This window comes from Enterobacter sp. KBR-315C3_2022, assembly GCF_041399425.1.
Lineage (GTDB): Bacteria > Pseudomonadota > Gammaproteobacteria > Enterobacterales > Enterobacteriaceae > Enterobacter.
This window is the reverse complement of sequence record NZ_JBGKEB010000005.1, coordinates 42,466-59,740: the sequence shown is the minus strand read 5'-3', so window position 1 is coordinate 59,740 and position 17,275 is coordinate 42,466. Positions and strand designations below refer to the sequence as shown.

General features: G+C 60.7%; 18 protein-coding genes. 16 read left to right on the top strand and 2 right to left on the bottom strand.

Annotated features, from left to right (window positions below):
• Positions 1-67 precede the first annotated feature (67 nt).
• From ytfQ to AB8804_RS07330, 5 genes are all read left to right on the top strand, one after another.
• Positions 68-1,024 carry a galactofuranose ABC transporter substrate-binding protein YtfQ gene (gene ytfQ / locus AB8804_RS07350; RefSeq protein ID WP_371184727.1) on the top strand — a complete coding sequence of 319 codons (957 nt, stop codon included), beginning with the start codon at positions 68-70 and terminating at the stop codon, positions 1,022-1,024.
• A gap of 129 nt (positions 1,025-1,153) precedes the next feature.
• Entirely contained in the window at positions 1,154-2,656 is a 1,503-nt protein-coding gene (gene ytfR / locus AB8804_RS07345) for a galactofuranose ABC transporter, ATP-binding protein YtfR (protein ID WP_371184726.1), read from the top strand.
• A 10-nt stretch (positions 2,657-2,666) separates the two neighbouring features.
• Positions 2,667-3,692 (top strand): galactofuranose ABC transporter, ATP-binding protein YtfT, encoded by a 1,026-nt coding sequence (ytfT, locus tag AB8804_RS07340; RefSeq protein ID WP_371184724.1) that lies wholly within the window; start codon positions 2,667-2,669, stop codon positions 3,690-3,692.
• On the top strand, positions 3,679-4,659 hold the full coding sequence (gene yjfF, locus AB8804_RS07335) for a galactofuranose ABC transporter, permease protein YjfF (protein ID WP_371184721.1): 981 nt from the start codon (positions 3,679-3,681) through the stop codon (positions 4,657-4,659). Before ytfT ends, yjfF begins: the two co-directional genes overlap by 14 nt.
• 68 nt (positions 4,660-4,727) lie before the next feature.
• Entirely contained in the window at positions 4,728-6,296 is a 1,569-nt protein-coding gene (locus tag AB8804_RS07330) for a methyl-accepting chemotaxis protein (protein WP_371184719.1), read from the top strand.
• Positions 6,297-6,340: 44 nt separating this feature from the next.
• On the opposite strand, the gene fbp is transcribed toward AB8804_RS07330, so the two are convergent.
• Positions 6,341-7,339 (bottom strand): class 1 fructose-bisphosphatase, encoded by a 999-nt coding sequence (gene fbp / locus AB8804_RS07325; protein WP_371184717.1) that lies wholly within the window; start codon positions 7,337-7,339, stop codon positions 6,341-6,343.
• A 179-nt stretch (positions 7,340-7,518) separates the two neighbouring features.
• Between fbp and mpl the strand changes: the two genes are divergently transcribed.
• Positions 7,519-8,895, top strand: a complete 1,377-nt coding sequence (mpl, locus tag AB8804_RS07320) for a UDP-N-acetylmuramate:L-alanyl-gamma-D-glutamyl-meso-diaminopimelate ligase (protein WP_371184714.1) — start codon at positions 7,519-7,521, stop codon at positions 8,893-8,895.
• Positions 8,896-8,989: 94 nt separating this feature from the next.
• On the opposite strand, the gene yjgA is transcribed toward mpl, so the two are convergent.
• Complete coding sequence (gene yjgA / locus AB8804_RS07315) at positions 8,990-9,541, bottom strand: ribosome biogenesis factor YjgA (RefSeq protein WP_371184712.1); 552 nt, start codon at positions 9,539-9,541, stop codon at positions 8,990-8,992.
• A 95-nt stretch (positions 9,542-9,636) separates the two neighbouring features.
• Here yjgA and pmbA point away from each other — a divergent pair, with 95 nt between their 5' ends.
• The 10 genes from pmbA to AB8804_RS07265 all read left to right on the top strand — a co-directional run bounded on the left by pmbA (position 9,637) and on the right by AB8804_RS07265 (position 17,214).
• Positions 9,637-10,989 (top strand): metalloprotease PmbA, encoded by a 1,353-nt coding sequence (gene pmbA, locus AB8804_RS07310; RefSeq protein ID WP_371184710.1) that lies wholly within the window; start codon positions 9,637-9,639, stop codon positions 10,987-10,989.
• Between the two features lie 38 nt (positions 10,990-11,027).
• Positions 11,028-11,414, top strand: a complete 387-nt coding sequence (gene cybC, locus AB8804_RS07305) for a cytochrome b562 (protein WP_371184708.1) — start codon at positions 11,028-11,030, stop codon at positions 11,412-11,414.
• Between the two features lie 316 nt (positions 11,415-11,730).
• Positions 11,731-12,069, top strand: a complete 339-nt coding sequence (locus AB8804_RS07300) for a glycine dehydrogenase (protein WP_371184706.1) — start codon at positions 11,731-11,733, stop codon at positions 12,067-12,069.
• A 10-nt stretch (positions 12,070-12,079) separates the two neighbouring features.
• A complete protein-coding gene (locus AB8804_RS07295; protein WP_003830384.1) occupies positions 12,080-12,442 on the top strand; it encodes an SFCGS family glycine-rich protein in 363 nt (120 codons plus the stop codon).
• Between the two features lie 2 nt (positions 12,443-12,444).
• Complete coding sequence (locus AB8804_RS07290) at positions 12,445-12,744, top strand: DUF4312 family protein (protein ID WP_006810338.1); 300 nt, start codon at positions 12,445-12,447, stop codon at positions 12,742-12,744.
• Between the two features lie 23 nt (positions 12,745-12,767).
• Positions 12,768-13,544: a DUF4311 domain-containing protein gene (locus AB8804_RS07285; protein WP_371184699.1), complete on the top strand. Its 777-nt coding sequence runs from the start codon at positions 12,768-12,770 to the stop codon at positions 13,542-13,544.
• Positions 13,545-13,557: 13 nt separating this feature from the next.
• Complete coding sequence (locus tag AB8804_RS07280) at positions 13,558-14,199, top strand: DUF4310 family protein (protein WP_014068673.1); 642 nt, start codon at positions 13,558-13,560, stop codon at positions 14,197-14,199.
• A gap of 42 nt (positions 14,200-14,241) precedes the next feature.
• The gene (locus AB8804_RS07275) at positions 14,242-15,375 is read left to right on the top strand and encodes an amidohydrolase/deacetylase family metallohydrolase (protein WP_371184696.1); all 1,134 of its coding nucleotides are present in this window, start codon (positions 14,242-14,244) and stop codon (positions 15,373-15,375) included.
• Complete coding sequence (locus AB8804_RS07270) at positions 15,359-16,477, top strand: DgaE family pyridoxal phosphate-dependent ammonia lyase (RefSeq protein WP_371184694.1); 1,119 nt, start codon at positions 15,359-15,361, stop codon at positions 16,475-16,477. The genes AB8804_RS07275 and AB8804_RS07270 overlap by 17 nt, the downstream gene beginning before the upstream one ends.
• Entirely contained in the window at positions 16,474-17,214 is a 741-nt protein-coding gene (locus AB8804_RS07265) for a KDGP aldolase family protein (protein WP_371184692.1), read from the top strand. The genes AB8804_RS07270 and AB8804_RS07265 overlap by 4 nt, the downstream gene beginning before the upstream one ends.
• Positions 17,215-17,275 lie beyond the last annotated feature (61 nt).

The window sequence follows — 17,275 nt, the reverse complement described above, 5'->3', positions numbered from 1 at the left end:
CATTGGCTATAGTCATTTCGCAGAACATCTTTTAATCAACAATAAATCACCCTACGAGGACGTTCATATGTGGAAGCGCTTACTTCTAGTCACAGCAGTTTCGGCAGCCATGTCGTCTATGGCGATGGCCGCCCCTTTAACCGTAGGTTTTTCGCAGGTTGGATCGGAATCCGGCTGGCGCGCGGCAGAAACTAACGTCGCGAAAAGCGAGGCTGAAAAACGCGGTATTACGCTTAAAATCGCCGATGGTCAGCAAAAACAAGAGAACCAAATCAAAGCGGTACGTTCATTCATCGCCCAGGGCGTGGATGCCATTTTCATTGCGCCCGTGGTCGCAACGGGCTGGGAGCCGGTGCTGAAGGAAGCGAAAGACGCTGAAATTCCGGTCTTCCTGCTCGACCGCTCCATCGACGTCAAAGACAAATCGCTGTATATGACCACCGTCACCGCCAACAACGTGCTGGAAGGGCAGCTGATCGGCGACTGGCTGGTGAAGCAGGTCGACGGCAAGCCGTGTAACGTGGTGGAGCTGCAGGGCACGGTCGGCGCGAGCGTGGCCATTGACCGTAAAAAAGGCTTTGCCGAGGCGATTGCTAAGTCGCCAAACATCAAGATTATCCGCTCACAGTCCGGCGACTTTACCCGCAGCAAGGGCAAAGAGGTGATGGAAAGCTTTATCAAGGCGGAAAACAACGGCAAGAACATCTGCATGGTTTACGCCCACAACGATGACATGGTGATTGGGGCGATTCAGGCCATCAAAGAGGCGGGCCTGAAGCCGGGTAAAGACATCCTGACCGGCTCCATCGACGGCGTGCCTGATATCTACAAGGCAATGATTGACGGCGAGGCTAACGCCAGCGTCGAGCTGACGCCAAACATGGCCGGTCCGGCCTTCGACGCGCTCGAGAAGTTCAAAAAAGACGGCACGATGCCGGAAAAAGTGACCGTCACCAAATCCACGCTCTACCTGCCTGACACGGCGAAAGAAGAGTTAGAGAAGAAGAAAAATATGGGCTATTAAACCCGCGCCCCTCACCCCAGCCCTCTCCCCAAAGGGGAGAGGGAGAAAGGCGAGTCGGGCGGAAAATTAAAGGCTGGCACGAACAGTCCCCTCTCCCCGCCGGGGAGAGGGTCAGGGTGAGGGGGAACCATGACCACTGAACAACACCATGAAATCCTCCGCACAGAGGGCTTAAGCAAATTCTTCCCCGGCGTAAAGGCGCTGGATAACGTCGACTTCAGCCTGCGGCGCGGCGAGATCATGGCGCTTCTCGGGGAGAACGGTGCGGGGAAATCGACGCTGATCAAAGCCCTGACCGGCGTCTACCACGCCGATCGCGGCACCATCTGGCTGGAAGGCAACGCCATTTCGCCAAAAAATACCGCCCACGCGCAGCAGCTGGGCATCGGCACGGTCTACCAGGAGGTGAATCTGCTGCCGAACATGTCGGTGGCGGACAACCTGTTTATCGGACGCGAGCCAAGACGCTTCGGCCTGCTGCGGCGTAAGGAGATGGAAGCGCGCGCCACGGCGCTGATGGAATCGTACGGCTTCTCGCTCGACGTGCGCGAGCCGCTGAACCGCTTCTCGGTGGCGATGCAGCAGATCGTCGCCATCTGCCGCGCCATCGACCTCTCGGCGAAGGTGCTGATCCTCGATGAACCCACCGCCAGCCTCGATACCCAGGAAGTCGAAATGCTCTTTACCCTGATGCGTCAGCTGCGCGATCGGGGCGTGAGCCTGATCTTCGTCACCCATTTTCTCGATCAGGTCTATGAGGTGAGCGATCGCATCACGGTGCTGCGCAACGGCAGCTTCGTCGGCTGCCGCGAAACCCGCGAGCTGCCGCAGATCGAGCTGGTCAAAATGATGCTGGGCCGCGAGCTCGAAACCAACGCCCTCCAGCGCGCGGGCCGCACGCTGCTGAGCGACAGGCCGGTCGCCGCGTTCAGCGGCTACGGCAAAAAGGGGACGATCGCGCCGTTCGATCTGGAGGTGCGCCCCGGCGAGATCGTCGGCCTGGCGGGCCTGCTGGGATCGGGCCGGACCGAAACCGCCGAGGTGATTTTCGGCATCAAGCCTGCCGACAGCGGCACGGCGCTGATTAAAGGCAAGCCGCAGGCGCTGCGCTCGCCGCACCAGGCGTCGTGCCTGGGCGTCGGCTTCTGCCCTGAGGATCGTAAAACGGACGGCATTATCGCCGCCGCCTCGGTGCGGGAAAATATTATTCTGGCGCTGCAGGCCCAGCGCGGCTGGCTGCGCCCGATCCCCAGACGCGAGCAAAACGCCATCGCCGAGCGCTTTATCCGCCAGCTCGGCATTCGCACGCCGAGCGCGGAGCAGCCGATTGAATTTCTCTCCGGCGGGAATCAGCAGAAGGTGCTGCTCTCCCGCTGGCTGCTGACCAAACCGCAGTTCCTGATCCTCGACGAGCCGACGCGCGGCATCGACGTCGGGGCGCACGCGGAGATCATCCGCCTGATCGAAACGCTCTGCGCGGACGGGCTGGCGCTGCTGGTGATCTCCTCCGAGCTGGAGGAGCTGGTGGGCTATGCCGATCGCGTCATCATCATGCGCGATCGCAAACAGGTGGCAGAGATCCCGCTGGATAAGCTGTCGGTTCCGGCGATCATGAATGCCATCGCGGCATAAGGAGACACGCGTGATGCCCCGTTCGCTTTCCCACACCGAGCCGAAAAAGCGCCGCTTCAGCTGGCCGACCGGCACGCCGCAAATCGCGGCGCTGCTGCTGGTGCTGCTCGTCGATAGCCTGGTTGCGCCGCACTTCTTTCAGATTGTGGTTCAGGACGGGCGGCTGTTCGGCAGCCCGATCGATATCTTAAACCGCGCGGCCCCCGTCGCGCTGCTGGCGATCGGCATGACGCTGGTGATCGCCACCGGCGGGATCGACCTCTCCGTCGGGGCGATCATGGCGATTGCCGGGGCGACCGCCGCCTCGATGACCGTCGCCGGACACAGCCTGCCGATGGTGCTGCTAGCGGCCTTAGGCACCGGCGTGCTGGCCGGACTGTGGAACGGCATTCTGGTGGCGGTGCTTAAGATCCAGCCGTTCGTCGCCACCCTGATTTTAATGGTCGCCGGGCGCGGCGTCGCGCAGCTGATCACCTCCGGGCAGATTGTTACCTTTAACTCGCCGAGCCTGGCGTGGATCGGCAGCGGCAGGCTGTTCTTCTTCCCGACGCCGGTGATGATTGCCCTGTCCACGCTGGTCGTCTTCTGGCTGTTCACCCGCAAAACGGCGCTGGGCATGTTTATTGAAGCGGTGGGGATCAACATTCGGGCGGCGAAAAACGCCGGGGTCAACACGCGGCTGATGGTGATGCTGACCTACGTGCTGAGCGGCGTCTGCGCCGCCATCGCGGGCGTGATCGTGGCCGCCGACATTCGCGGCGCGGACGCCAACAACGCCGGGCTGTGGCTCGAGCTGGACGCCATTCTGGCGGTGGTGATCGGCGGCGGCTCGCTGATGGGCGGGCGCTTTAACCTGCTGCTGTCGGTGGTGGGCGCCCTGATCATCCAGGGCATGAACACCGGGATCTTGCTCTCCGGCTTCCAGCCGGAGCTTAATCAGGTGGTAAAAGCGGTGGTCGTGCTCTGCGTGCTGATCGTGCAGTCGCCGCGCTTTGTCAGCATCATCAAGGGGATACGCGGCCATGATAAAACGTAATTTACCGTTAACCATCACGCTGGGCGTGTTTGTGCTGGGCTATCTCTACTGCCTGACCCAGTTCCCCGGCTTTGCCTCAACGCGCGTGATCTGCAACATCCTGACCGACAACGCCTTTCTCGGCATCATCGCCGTCGGCATGACCTTCGTGATCCTCTCCGGCGGGATCGATCTCTCGGTTGGCTCGGTGATCGCCTTTACCGGCGTGTTCCTCGCGAAGGCGATTGGCTTCTGGGGCATTTCGCCGCTGCTGGCCTTCCCGCTGGTGCTGGCGATGGGCTGCGCCTTTGGCGCCTTTATGGGGCTGCTGATCGACGCGCTTAAAATCCCGGCGTTTATCATTACCCTTGCGGGGATGTTCTTCCTGCGCGGCGTGAGCTATCTGGTGTCGGAGGAGTCGATCCCGATTAACCACCCTGTCTACGACACGCTCTCCAGCCTGGCGTGGAAAATTCCCGGCGGCGGACGCCTCAGCGCGATGGGCCTGCTGATGCTGGGCGTGGTAGTCATCGGCATTTTCCTCGCCCACCGCACCCGCTTTGGCAACCAGGTGTACGCCATCGGCGGCAGCGCGACGTCGGCGAACCTGATGGGGATCTCGACCCGCAGCACGACGATCCGCATCTACATGCTCTCGACCGGCCTGGCGACGCTGGCGGGGATCGTCTTCTCCATCTATACCCAGGCGGGCTACGCGCTGGCGGGCGTCGGCGTGGAGCTGGATGCGATCGCCTCCGTGGTGATTGGCGGCACGCTGCTCAGCGGCGGGGTGGGCACGGTGCTGGGCACGCTGTTCGGCGTGGCGATACAGGGGCTGATCCAGACCTACATCAACTTCGACGGGACGCTCAGCTCGTGGTGGACAAAAATCGCCATCGGCATCCTGCTGTTTATTTTCATCGCGCTGCAGCGCGGCCTGACCGTGCTTTGGGAGAATCGGCAGAGCTCGCCCGTCACGCGCGTATAAATATTCTCCGGTAGCGGCCGATACTCTCTCTTTATGCCCAGAAATATCTCGCTACCGGAAATAACATCATGCTTAAAACGCTATCGATTCGTACCGGCTTGCTTTCGTTACTGGCCGTTATGACCCTTCTGCTGCTGATCGTCAGCGGCATCGGCATTTATGCCCTCACCCAGAGTTCCGCTTCGCTTCAGCGCATCAACCACCTTCAGGGTGAGCAGATGGTGCAGCTCAATTCTGGCTACACGCTGCTCCTGCGCGCCCGAAACGAGGCCGGACAGGCCGTTCGAATGATGGAGATCGGCCTGCTGGACGATGCCACCCGATCGGTGAAGAACATCAATCAGGAGGTCGGCCAGGCGCAGAAAACGCTTAAGCGCGTGATCGACGGCGGCGTGGCGGACGAGCAGGGGCAGGCGCTGCTCGACAAGGTGGCGGCGAGCCTCGCGGCCTATAGCCAGCAGGGGATTAATCCGATGCTGAAGGCCCTTAACGCGCAGAGCGCGGACGGCTACTACGACCTGCTGGAGAATACGCTGATCCCGGTGGCGAAGCAGTTTGACAACGACATGCAGGCGTTTCAGGCCTGGAGCGAGGCGCGCGGCAGGGCGGAAGTGAGCGCCGTGCAGTCGAGTAAAACCCGGGTGCTGATCCTCATCGTGGTGGCGGCGCTGCTCACGGCGGGCATCATCGTGCTGGCCTGGCTGGCGCTGCGCCATATGCTGCTTAAGCCGCTGTCGGCCTCCATTTCGCAGCTGGAGCAGGTGGCCGCCGGGGATTTGACCCAGGCGCTCAACGCCCCGGCAAGCCAGGAGTTTAACCGCCTGAACGCGGCGATAGAGGAGATGCGCCAGTCGCTGATGGGGTCGGTTCTGCGCGTTCGCGACGCCAGCTCGCAGATCGATACCGGCAGCCGCGAGCTGACGGCGGGGAATCAGCATCTGGCTCAGAGAACCGAATCCACCGCCACCTCGCTTGAGCAGACGGCGGCCAGCATGGAGGAGATCACCGCCACGGTGAAGCTCAACGCGGACAACGCCGAGCAGGCGCACAAGCTGGCGAAGTCGGTCTCCGACACCGCCGACCACGGCAGCGAAATGGTCTGCTACGTGATTGAGAAGATGCGCGATATCTCCGGCAGCTCGGCGCGCATCGCCGACATCCTGAGCGTGATTGACGGGATCGCCTTCCAGACCAACATTCTGGCGCTGAACGCCTCCGTCGAAGCGGCGCGCGCGGGCGAGCAGGGGCGCGGCTTTGCCGTCGTTGCGGGCGAAGTGCGTAATCTCGCCAGCCGCAGCGCCGATGCGGCAAAAGAGATCCGCGCGCTGATTAGCGATTCGCAAACCCACGTGACCGAGGGCAGCGAGCTGGCCCAGCAGGCGGGCGAGACGATGGATGAAATTGCCACCGAAGTGCTGCGCATGACGAAGCTGATGCGCGAAATTGCCACCGCCTCGCAGGAGCAGAGCCGCGGCATTGAGCAGGTGAACATCGCGGTCAATCAGATGGACGAAACCGCCCAGCAAAACGCGGCGCTGGTGCAGCAATCTTCCGCGGCAACGCGCTCGCTGGAAGCGCAGTCGCGCGAGCTGATGGAGGCCATGGCTTCGTTTAAGCTGACGGCGCAAACCGCCTGAAAGAAGAGAACGGGGGAGCCGGGCGGCTCCCCTGAGGAACGGCGTTACGCGTCCGGATATTCGCGGATCATGCGCTCAACGTCTTCGACCATGTGATCATTGCCGACGAAGAACGAGCGGCGCTGGTGCAGGCTTTCCGGCACGATGTCCAGAATGCGCTGCTTGCCGTCGCTCGCTTTGCCGCCCGCCTGCTCGGCGAGGAACGCCATCGGGTTGCACTCGTACAGCAGGCGCAGCTTGCCTTCCGGGTGGCTGGCGGTGCTAGGGTAAAGATAGATGCCGCCCTTCAGCAGGTTGCGGTGGAAATCCGCGACAAGCGAGCCGATGTAGCGGGAGGTGTACGGGCGCTGGGTGGCCTTATCCTCTTCCTGGCAGAACTTGATGTACTTCTTCACGCCGTTCGGGAAGCGGATGTAGTTGCCTTCGTTGATGGAGTAGGTGTTGCCTTTCTGCGGGAAGCGCATGCGCTCCTGGCTCAGGCAGAAGACGCCCAGCGACGGGTCGTAGGTGAAGGCGTGCACGCCGCAGCCGGTGGTGTACACCAGCATGGTGGACGAGCCGTAAACCACGTAGCCCGCGGCAACCTGCTGGCTGCCCGGCTGGAGGAAGTCTTCTTCCGTCACCGGCGTGCCGACCGGGGTCACGCGGCGGTAGATAGAGAAAATAGTCCCGACGGAGACGTTAACGTCGATGTTGGACGAGCCATCCAGAGGATCCATCAGCACGACGTATTTTGCGTGCTCGCACCCTTCGAAGACGACGATTTCGTCTTCTTCCTCAGAGGCGATACCCGCCACGATGTCGCGCGCGCGCAGTGCAGCTTTCAGTTTTTCATTGGCGAACAGGTCGAGTTTCTGCTGAACCTCGCCCTGCACGTTTTCGGCACCGCTGGCACCCAGGATATCGACCAGCCCGGCCTTGTTAATATCGCGGTGGATGATCTTGGCGCCCAGCTTTATTGCCGACAGCAAAGCAGTGAGCTCGCCGGTAGCATGAGAAAACTCGTGCTGCTTTTCGACAATAAATTCACCTAACGTTTTCATAACACTTTCCCTGCATCTTATGTTGAGTAAAGCGGTTGATGTCCAACAATCTTAACAAATATTCAAATAGTAGCGCAGAGGTGAATCGCGCCAGCAAAATACGGATTTACCTGAAATGCGTTTCACACCCGCTGACATGTGAGTAAAATGTGCGCCACATTAAAGAAGGATAGTGACGTATGCGCATTCATATATTGGGGATTTGTGGCACGTTTATGGGCGGACTGGCACTGCTGGCGCGCTCTTTGGGCCACGAGGTGACAGGTTCGGACGCCAATGTGTATCCGCCAATGAGCACGCTGCTTGAGAAAGAGGGGATCTCCCTGATTCAGGGATACGATGCCGGCCAGCTGGATCCGCAGCCGGACCTGGTCATCATTGGCAACGCCATGACCCGCGGTAATCCGTGCGTTGAGGCGGTGCTGGAACGCAACATTCCGTACATGTCCGGCCCGCAGTGGCTGCATGACTTTGTGCTGCGCGACCGCTGGGTGCTGGCCGTGGCCGGTACGCACGGCAAAACGACCACCGCCGGCATGGCGACCTGGATCCTCGAAGCGTGCGGCTACAAGCCTGGCTTCGTGATCGGCGGCGTACCGGGCAATTTCGACGTCTCTGCGCGCCTCGGCGACAGCCCGTTCTTCGTGATCGAAGCGGACGAATACGACTGCGCGTTCTTCGACAAGCGCTCCAAGTTTGTTCACTACTGCCCGCGCACGCTGATCCTCAACAACCTTGAGTTCGATCACGCGGACATCTTTGACGACCTGAAAGCCATTCAGAAGCAGTTCCACCACCTGGTGCGTATCGTGCCGGGGCAGGGACGCATCATCTACCCGGAAAACGACATCAACCTGAAGCAGACCCTGGCGATGGGCTGCTGGAGCGAGCAGGAGCTGGTGGGCGAGCAGGGCCACTGGCAGGCGAAAAAGCTGAATGCGGATGCCTCCGAGTGGGAAGTGCTGCTCGACGGTGAAAAAGTGGGTGAGGTGAAGTGGGCGCTGGTAGGCGAGCACAACATGCACAACGGCCTGATGGCGATTGCCGCCGCGCGTCACGTGGGGGTTCTGCCTGCGGACGCCGCCAGCGCGCTGGGCTCGTTCATTAACGCCCGCCGCCGCCTTGAGCTGCGCGGTGAAGCCAACGGCGTGACGGTGTATGACGATTTCGCGCACCACCCGACGGCGATCCTCGCGACGCTGGCCGCGCTGCGCGGTAAGGTCGGCGGAACGGCGCGGATCCTGGCCGTGCTGGAGCCGCGCTCGAACACCATGAAGATGGGCATCTGCAAAGACGATCTCGCGCCGTCGTTAGGGCGTGCGGATGAGGTCTTCCTGCTGCAGCCGCAGCATATTCCGTGGCAGGTGGCGGAAGTGGCCGACGCCTGCATTCAGCCTGCGCACTGGAGCGCGGACGTGGATGTTTTAGCGGATATGGTGGTGAAAGCCGCCCAGCCGGGCGATCACATTCTAGTGATGAGCAACGGCGGGTTTGGTGGCATCCATCAGAAGCTGCTGGACGGCCTGGCGAAGAAGGCGGCAGCGACAGCCGTGTAAAAAAAAGCCCGGTGGCGCTAGCGCTTACCGGGCCTACTTTTCCGTGTTTTCTCCCTCGCCCCTCCGGGGAGAGGGCCGGGGTGAGGGGAACAGATTACTCTTCGTTCTCAGACAGCTCGCGCAGGTACTGGAAAATCAGGCGCGCGGACTTCGGCGGCTTATTCCCTTCTTTCTCTTTCTTCGCGTTGCGGATCAAAGAGCGCAGCTGCTGGCGGTCGGCGTCCGGCCACAGGTTCAGCACTTCCGGCACGGCGTCATCACCTTGCTCAATCAGACGATCGCGAATTTGCTCCAGCTTGTGGAACAGCGCAACCTGCTGGTTGTGGCGGTTTTTCAGCTTGTCCAGCGCCTGGCGGATCGGTTCAACGTCGCGCTGACGCAGCATTTTCCCGATAAGCTGAAGCTGGCGACGACGGCCTTCTTTTTTGATTTTCTGTGCCAGCTCAATGGCATCACGCAGATCCTGGTCGAGCGGGATCTTATCCAGCGCGTTTTTACCCAGTTCTACCATTTCCGCGCCAAGCTGTTTTAACTCTTCGGCGTCACGTTTAATTTCACTTTTACTGACCCAGATGATCTCATCATCTTCGTCTTCGATGTCATCACCGGGAACGTCGTCGAGCCAGTCTTCGGGCTGCTTAGTCATGTCAGGCTCCTTAAAAAAAGAGGCTAATGTTACCAGTTAAGACGCGCACTGAAAAACGGTTCTCTGTTAGACTTCAGTTAACTCTCTCTTACAGTATGGCATTTGCGATGAAAGTAACCTCCCAAGTTGAAGCGCAGCGTAAGATCCTCGAAGAAGCCGTCTCCACCGCGCTGACGCTCGCGTCAGGCAAATCAGATGGCGCCGAGGTGGCGGTCAGCAAAACCACCGGCATCAGCGTGAGCACCCGCTATGGCGAAGTGGAAAACGTCGAATTTAACAGCGACGGCGCGCTGGGGATTACCGTCTATCACCAGAACCGCAAAGGCAGCGCGTCATCAACCGATCTTAGCCCGGATGCGATTGCCCGTACGGTGCAGGCCGCGCTGGATATCGCCCGCTACACCTCGCCCGACCCTTACGCGGGCGTGGCGGACAAAGATCTGCTGGCCTTCGACGCCCCGGATCTCGATCTTTTCCATCCGGCGGAAGTAACCCCGGATGAAGCCATCGAAATGGCCGCGCGCGCCGAGCAGGCCTCCCTGCAGGCCGACAAGCGCATCACCAATACCGAAGGCGGCAGCTTTAACAGCCACTACGGCATCAAGGTTTTCGGCAACAGCCACGGCATGCTGCAGGGCTACTGCTCTACGCGCCACTCGCTTTCGAGCTGCGTGATCGCGGAAGAGAACGGCGATATGGAGCGTGATTACGCCTATACCATTGGCCGCGCGCTGGGCGATTTGCAGTCTCCGGAGTGGGTCGGCAAAGAGTGCGCCGAGCGCACGCTGTCGCGCCTTTCTCCGCGCAAGCTCTCCACCATGAAGGCCCCGGTCATTTTTGCCAACGAAGTGGCGACCGGCCTGTTCGGTCACCTGGTCGGTGCCATCGCGGGCGGCTCGGTTTACCGTAAATCCACCTTCCTCCTCGACTCGCTGGGCAAGCAGATCCTGCCGGAGTGGCTGACCATCGAAGAGCATCCGCACCTGCTGAAAGGCCTGGCCTCCACGCCGTTCGACAGCGAAGGCGTTCGCACCGAGCGTCGCGACATTATTAAAGACGGCGTGCTGACCCAGTGGCTGCTCACCAACTACTCCGCGCGCAAGCTGGGGCTGAAAAGCACCGGCCACGCGGGCGGCATCCACAACTGGCGCATCGCCGGACAGGGGCTGAACTTTGAGCAGATGCTCAAAGAGATGGGCACCGGCCTGGTGGTCACTGAGCTGATGGGCCAGGGCGTCAGCGGCATCACCGGCGACTACTCGCGCGGCGCGGCGGGCTTCTGGGTGGAGAACGGTGAAATCCAGTATCCGGTGAGCGAAATTACCATCGCCGGAAACCTGAAGGACATGTGGCGCAATATCGTGACGGTCGGTAACGATATTGAAACCCGCAGCAATATACAGTGTGGTTCTGTACTTCTGCCCGAAATGAAAATTGCGGGTCAATAGCGATAGCGTTTTGTTAATAATAAAAAAGGAAGTGAGCAATGCGTAAACACCTGTTAGCGATCGTCGCCGCGTCAACGCTGGTTCTTGGCTCTTCTGCGTTTGCCGCCGATCTTGAAGACAATATGGACATCCTCAGCGAAAACCTGAAGGTGGTGCAGAAAACGGACAATGCGGCGGAAATGAAGGACGCACTGACCAAAATGCGTGAAGCGGCGCTGGATGCGCAAAAAGCCACCCCGCCGAAGCTGGAAAACAAAGCGCCGGACAGCCCTGAAATGAAGGACTTCCGCCACGGCTTTGACGTGCTGGTGGGCCAGATCGACGGCGCGCTGAAGCTCGCCAACGAAGGCAAGGTGAAGGACGCCCAGGCGGCAGCCGATCAGTTCGTCGCCACGCGCAATGCGTACCATAAAAAGTACCGCTAACCGATCGCGCATCTGACACGCATCCAGCGGGGGCCATTGGCCCCCGTTTTTTTTGCCCGGTAATAAGTAAACCCTATCGCCATCACATTTTTGCGCGATTACGCCCGAACGTTTTCATCCACGCCCCGAATGTTTTTCCGCTTGAATGCGTGATATTCATCACGCAAATACAGCGATTTATCCATATTCAGCGCATTTATGTGGCACAGATCACTAGTGCGGCTCGCCTTTCCACTTTGAAGTGGAAAACAACTCGCTACAAACAATGCGCCCCCGGCGTTAGTTTTATTCCAGAGCCATTAACGGGGTAAGACCAGTGATTAACGGAGCGGTAATGAACGACGTTGGGGAACAGGCGGTGCAAACAGAACAGCTCGCTACCACCATGCTGCAGCAGGTCTATACCCTGCTCGCCGGGCACAACATCATTCCCAATGCGGTACAGGAACAAATGCTCACCTCTCACGTTCGCGCGATGGCGCACCGGTCCGTGACCGGCGAGCCGCTGCCGGAGGTTGAAGCGGACCTGTTCGACGAAATTTCACCTGATTCAATGCAACTCGCCCGCGAAGTGGTGGCGCAGTTCGGCAACCTTCCTGATGAAGAGGCCTGGCTGCTCTCCGTTCACTTTGAAGTCGCGAAAGACAACCTTTAAGGAGCAACACATGGAACAGATTACAGTCGTGATTGGCGATCGCCTGGGCAAAGGTCAGAAAGTGGCTGCCGGTGTAGAGAAAGCAGGTGGACGCGCGGTGGTCGTGCCGGGCGTGGCGGCAGACATGAAGCTGGGCGACGTGATGAAAGCGGAAAATGCCACCTTCGGCATCTCCTTCTGCGGCAGCGGCGGCGCGGGTGCCATCACCGCGCAGACCAAATATGGCTACAAGGCTAAATACGGCATGCGTTCCGTGGACGAGGGCGTCACCGCCATCAACGAAGGCTGCAACGTGCTGGGCTTCGGTTTTATGGATAAAGAAGAGCTGGGCGAGCGTCTGGTGCAGGCGTGGCAGAAGAAGCACGGCGCGTAAGCATGAAAGAACAATTCACAACCACGGTGAGGGTGAAGGGGAAGGGCGACGCCAAAGCGCGCGCCTTTGCCGACGCGCTCAACCACGTTCAGGCCGCGGTGATGAAAGCCTCACCGCATATCTTACTGCGTATTGAGCCACAGGATGTGCAGGTCGTTCAGGCGCAAGAAGCGGTGCGCAAAGAAGCCTTTTTGTTCTTCTTTCTGCGCCGGGAAAGACGCACCTACAGCGTGGAGCTGGATGTGACCGTCAACGTGACCGCTATCAATCTCGACCAGGTGGATTTCGTCACGCAACGCTGATTCTTACTACATAGGGCAGAATAATGTTCCTGATAATTTTAATAAAATCGCTCATCATCGGCGGCCTGGTTGGCGTCGGCGTTGGGGCCGGGGCTGCACGCATGTTTCATGCGCCTACCACACAGGGTATGGGCGCGTTTCGTACGTTGGGGGAACTGAACTCCTGCGAAGGGGATCCGGCTTCTCACTTCTCCTTTGGGCTGGGCTTCTTCTTTAACGCCTGGGCCTCTTCCGTGGCCGCAGGTGCCTTCACCCAGGACGTTGACCACCGCATCATCCCGAACTGGGGCGCCGCGGCGCTGATGATCAAGAACCGCAACGTCGGCGAAACGCTGCACGATCCGCGCAAAATGGCGATTGCCTGCGGCATCATCGGCATGCTGGTCGTCACCTTCCTGAACCTGACCGCCTCCTCCGTGCCCGCCGCGCTTCAGGTCACCGCCGTGAAGGTGCTGGTGCCCGCAGCAAACCTGCTGGTGAACACCGTGATGCCGGTGATCTTCTGGCTGGCGGCCATCGACGCGGGCAAAAAATCCGGCTTCTGGGCCACCGTGTTTGGCGGCGCGGCGCAGCTGATCATGGGCAACGCCGTACCGGGCCTGGTGCTGGGGATCCTGATCGGTAAAGGCGTGGAAGAGAGCGGCTGGAACCACGTCACCAAGGTGATGATGGCGGCCATCGTCGCGCTGTTCGTGCTGAGCGGCTTCTTCCGCGGCTTCGACATGAAGATGATCGAATCCTTCCATCTGACCGTGCCGAACTGGCTCGACATGATCCACAACTCGCTCAGCGGTAAATAACAGGAGCCTCTAAATGGAACAGAATAAAGGTTTTTGGTATGCCGACTGGTCGTTCCCGATCTTCGTTGGCCTGCTCTCCTCCGGCGTCTTCGCCGGGACGCACATGTACTACCTCTACGGCATCGGCGCGTTTAACGAAGTGGCCTTCGTGGCGATGCTGAAAGCGGGTATCGATACCGGCGTGTACGGCGCGGTGGCGGCGTTCGGCGCGAGCTTCCTGTTCGCGCGCATCATCGAAGGATCGCTGGTCGGTATTCTGGATATCGGCGGCGCGATCCAGACCGGCGTGGGCCTCGGCGTTCCGGCGCTGCTGCTCGGCGCGGGCATTATGTTCCCGGTGACCAACTTCATTGCCGCGCTGATTACCGGCCTGGTGATTGGCCTGGCGATTGGCTACGTCATCATCCTGGCGCGTAAGTTCACCATCAACCAGAGCAACTCGACCTACGGCGCGGACGTGATGATGGGCGCGGGCAACGCCTCCGGCCGCTTCCTCGGGCCGTTGATCATCCTCAGCGCCATGACCGCCTCCATTCCTATCGGCGTGGGGTCACTGCTGGGTGCGCTGCTGTTCTACATCTGGCAGAAGCCGATTACCGGCGGCGCGATCCTCGGTGCCATGCTGTTAGGCTGGCTGTTCCCGGTCGCTCTTTAATACCCGCGGGCGCTGCGGCGCCCGCCTTACCAGGAGAACCCCATGTTTGATTTACTCCTGCGCCGCGCGCGCCTCTCCGACGATACCCTGACCGATATCGCCATTCAGGACGGGAAAATCGCGGCGCTGGGCGAGATTAACGCACCCGCCCGTAAAACGGTTGAGCTAAACGGCGACGTGTTCGTCAGCGCAGGCTGGATCGACTCCCACGTTCACTGCTACCCCAATTCCCCGATTTACCACGACGAGCCGGACAGCGTCGGCATCGCCACCGGCGTCACTACCGTGGTGGACGCGGGCAGCACGGGCGCTGACGACGTGGACGACTTCTACGCGATGACCCGCAAAGCCGCGACGGAGGTGTACGCGCTGCTGAACATCTCCCGCGTGGGGCTGATTGCCCAGAACGAGCTGGCCAACATGGCCAATATCGACGCCGACGCGGTGAAGCAGGCGGTGAAGCGCCACCCTGATTTTATCGTCGGCCTGAAGGCGCGCATGAGCAGCAGCGTGGTCGGTGAAAACGGCATCACGCCGCTGGAGCGCGCGAAAGCCATTCAGAAAGAGAACGGCGACCTGCCGCTGATGGTGCACATCGGCAACAACCCGCCGAACCTCGACGAAATCGCCGAGCTGCTGAGCTCTGGCGACATCATCACCCACTGCTACAACGGCAAGCCGAACCGCATCCTGACGCCGTCCGGCGAGCTGCGCGCCTCCATCACCTCCGCCCTGAAGCGCGGCGTGCGTCTGGACGTCGGCCACGGTACCGCGAGCTTCAGCTTTGAGGTGGCGAAGCGCGCCATCGCGATGGGCATTCTGCCGCACACCATCAGCTCGGATATCTACTGCCGCAACCGCATTAACGGCCCGGTAGGAAGCCTGGCGAGCGTGATGTCGAAGTTTCTCGCCATCGGCATGTCATTGCCGCAGGTGATTGAGTGCGTGACCGCCAACGCCGCCGACGGCCTGCGCCTGACGCGCAAGGGGCGCATCGCGCCGGGCCTCGACGCCGACCTGACGCTGTTCACGCTGAAGCGCCAGCCGACGCTGCTGACGGACGCTGAAAACGACAGCCTGCAGGCTGAACACATTCTGGTGCCGCTTGCCGCGATCCGCGCGGGCAAGGGCTACATGACCGAACAAGGGAGCACGGAAAATGCCTTCGATTTATGAGAAGTACCATTTAAAGCAGGTTATCAACACCTCTGGCCGCATGACGGCGCTGGGCGTCTCCACGCCGCGCCCGGAAGTGGTGCAGGCGGCGATGGACGGCATGAATCATTATTTCGAGATGAAGGATCTGGTCAATAAAACCGGTGAATACATCGCCAGGCTGCTGGACGTGGAAGGGGCGACGGTCGTCTCCTGCGCCTCGGCGGGCATTGCCCAGTCCGTGGCGGCGATGCTGGTGAAAGACAGCGACTGGCTGCTGGAAAACCTGCACGTCACCCCGATTGAAAACAATGAAATCGTGCTGCCGAAGGGCCACAACGTCAACTTTGGCGCGCCGGTCGGCACCATGGTGGCGCTGGGCGGCGGCAGGCTGGTGGAAGCGGGCTACGCTAACGAATGTTCCGCCGATCAGCTGGCGGCGGCGATCACCCCGCGCACGGCGGCGATCCTCTACATCAAGTCTCACCACTGCGTGCAGAAAAGCATGCTCAGCGTCGAGCAGGCGGCGGTCGTGGCGCGCAAGCACGATCTGCCGCTGATCGTCGACGCGGCGGCGGAGGAAGATCTGCACGCCTACTACCGCTCCGGCGCTTCTCTTGTTATCTACAGCGGCGCGAAGGCGATCGAAGGGCCAACCAGCGGGCTGGTGATCGGCAGAACCCAGTACGTTGAGTGGGTGAAGCGCCAGACGGCGGGCATTGGCCGCGCGATGAAGGTGGGCAAAGAGGGCATTCTCGGCCTGACCTGCGCCATTGAACACTACCTGACGGCGACCAAGGAGAGCGGCGACGAGATGGTGGCGAAGATGACGCCGTTTATCGACGCGCTCAACACCCTGAACGGCGTCACCGCGCGCGTGGTCTGGGACAGCGCCGGACGCGACATCGCGCGTACCGAGATTAAGTTCGACGAAGCCGCAACCGGCGTCGGCACCGGTGACCTGGTGAATAAGCTCAAGCAGGGCGAATACGCCATTTACTTCCGCGGCTACAAGGCTAACGAAGGGATTATCGAAGCGGACGTGCGCAGCGTGACCGCAGACCAGCTGAACATTGTCTATCGCCGCATTAGCGAAGTATTAGGCCAGGAGAAAAAGGCATGAAACTGACCCCGAATTTTTACCGTGACCGCGTCTGCCTGAACGTGCTGGCAGGCTCAAAAGCCAACGCCAGCGCCATCTACGAGGCGGCGGAAGGCCACGTGCTGGTGGGCGTGCTCTCTAAAAACTACCCGGACGTGGCGAGCGCGGTTGCCGACATGCGCGAGTACGCGCAGCTGATTGATAACGCGCTCTCCGTGGGCCTCGGCGCGGGCGATCCGAACCAGTCGGCGATGGTGAGTGAGATCTCCCGCCAGGTGCAGCCGCAGCATGTGAATCAGGTCTTCACCGGCGTGGCGACCAGCCGCGCGCTGCTGGGGCAGAGCGAGTCCGTGGTCAACGGCCTGGTGTCGCCAACCGGCACCGTCGGCATGGTGAAAATCTCCACCGGCCCGCTGAGCAGCGCGGCACCGGACGGCATCGTGCCGGTTGAAACGGCGATTGCGCTGCTGAAAGATTTCGGCGGCAGCTCGATCAAATACTTCCCGATGGGCGGCCTGAAGTGCCGCGACGAGTACAAAGCGGTAGCGGAAGCCTGCGCGCGTCACGACTTCTGGCTGGAGCCGACCGGCGGTATCGATCTGGAAAACTACGAGGAGATCCTGCAGATCGCCCTCGACGCGGGCGTAAGCAAAATCATCCCGCATATTTACAGCTCGATTATCGACAAGGCCAGCGGCGACACGCGCCCGGAAGACGTGCGCACGCTGCTGGACATGACGAAGAAGCTGGTTAAGTAATAAAACCAACGCCCCTCACCCCGGCCCTCTCCCCAAAGGGGAGAGGGTGTCATAGTCCCCT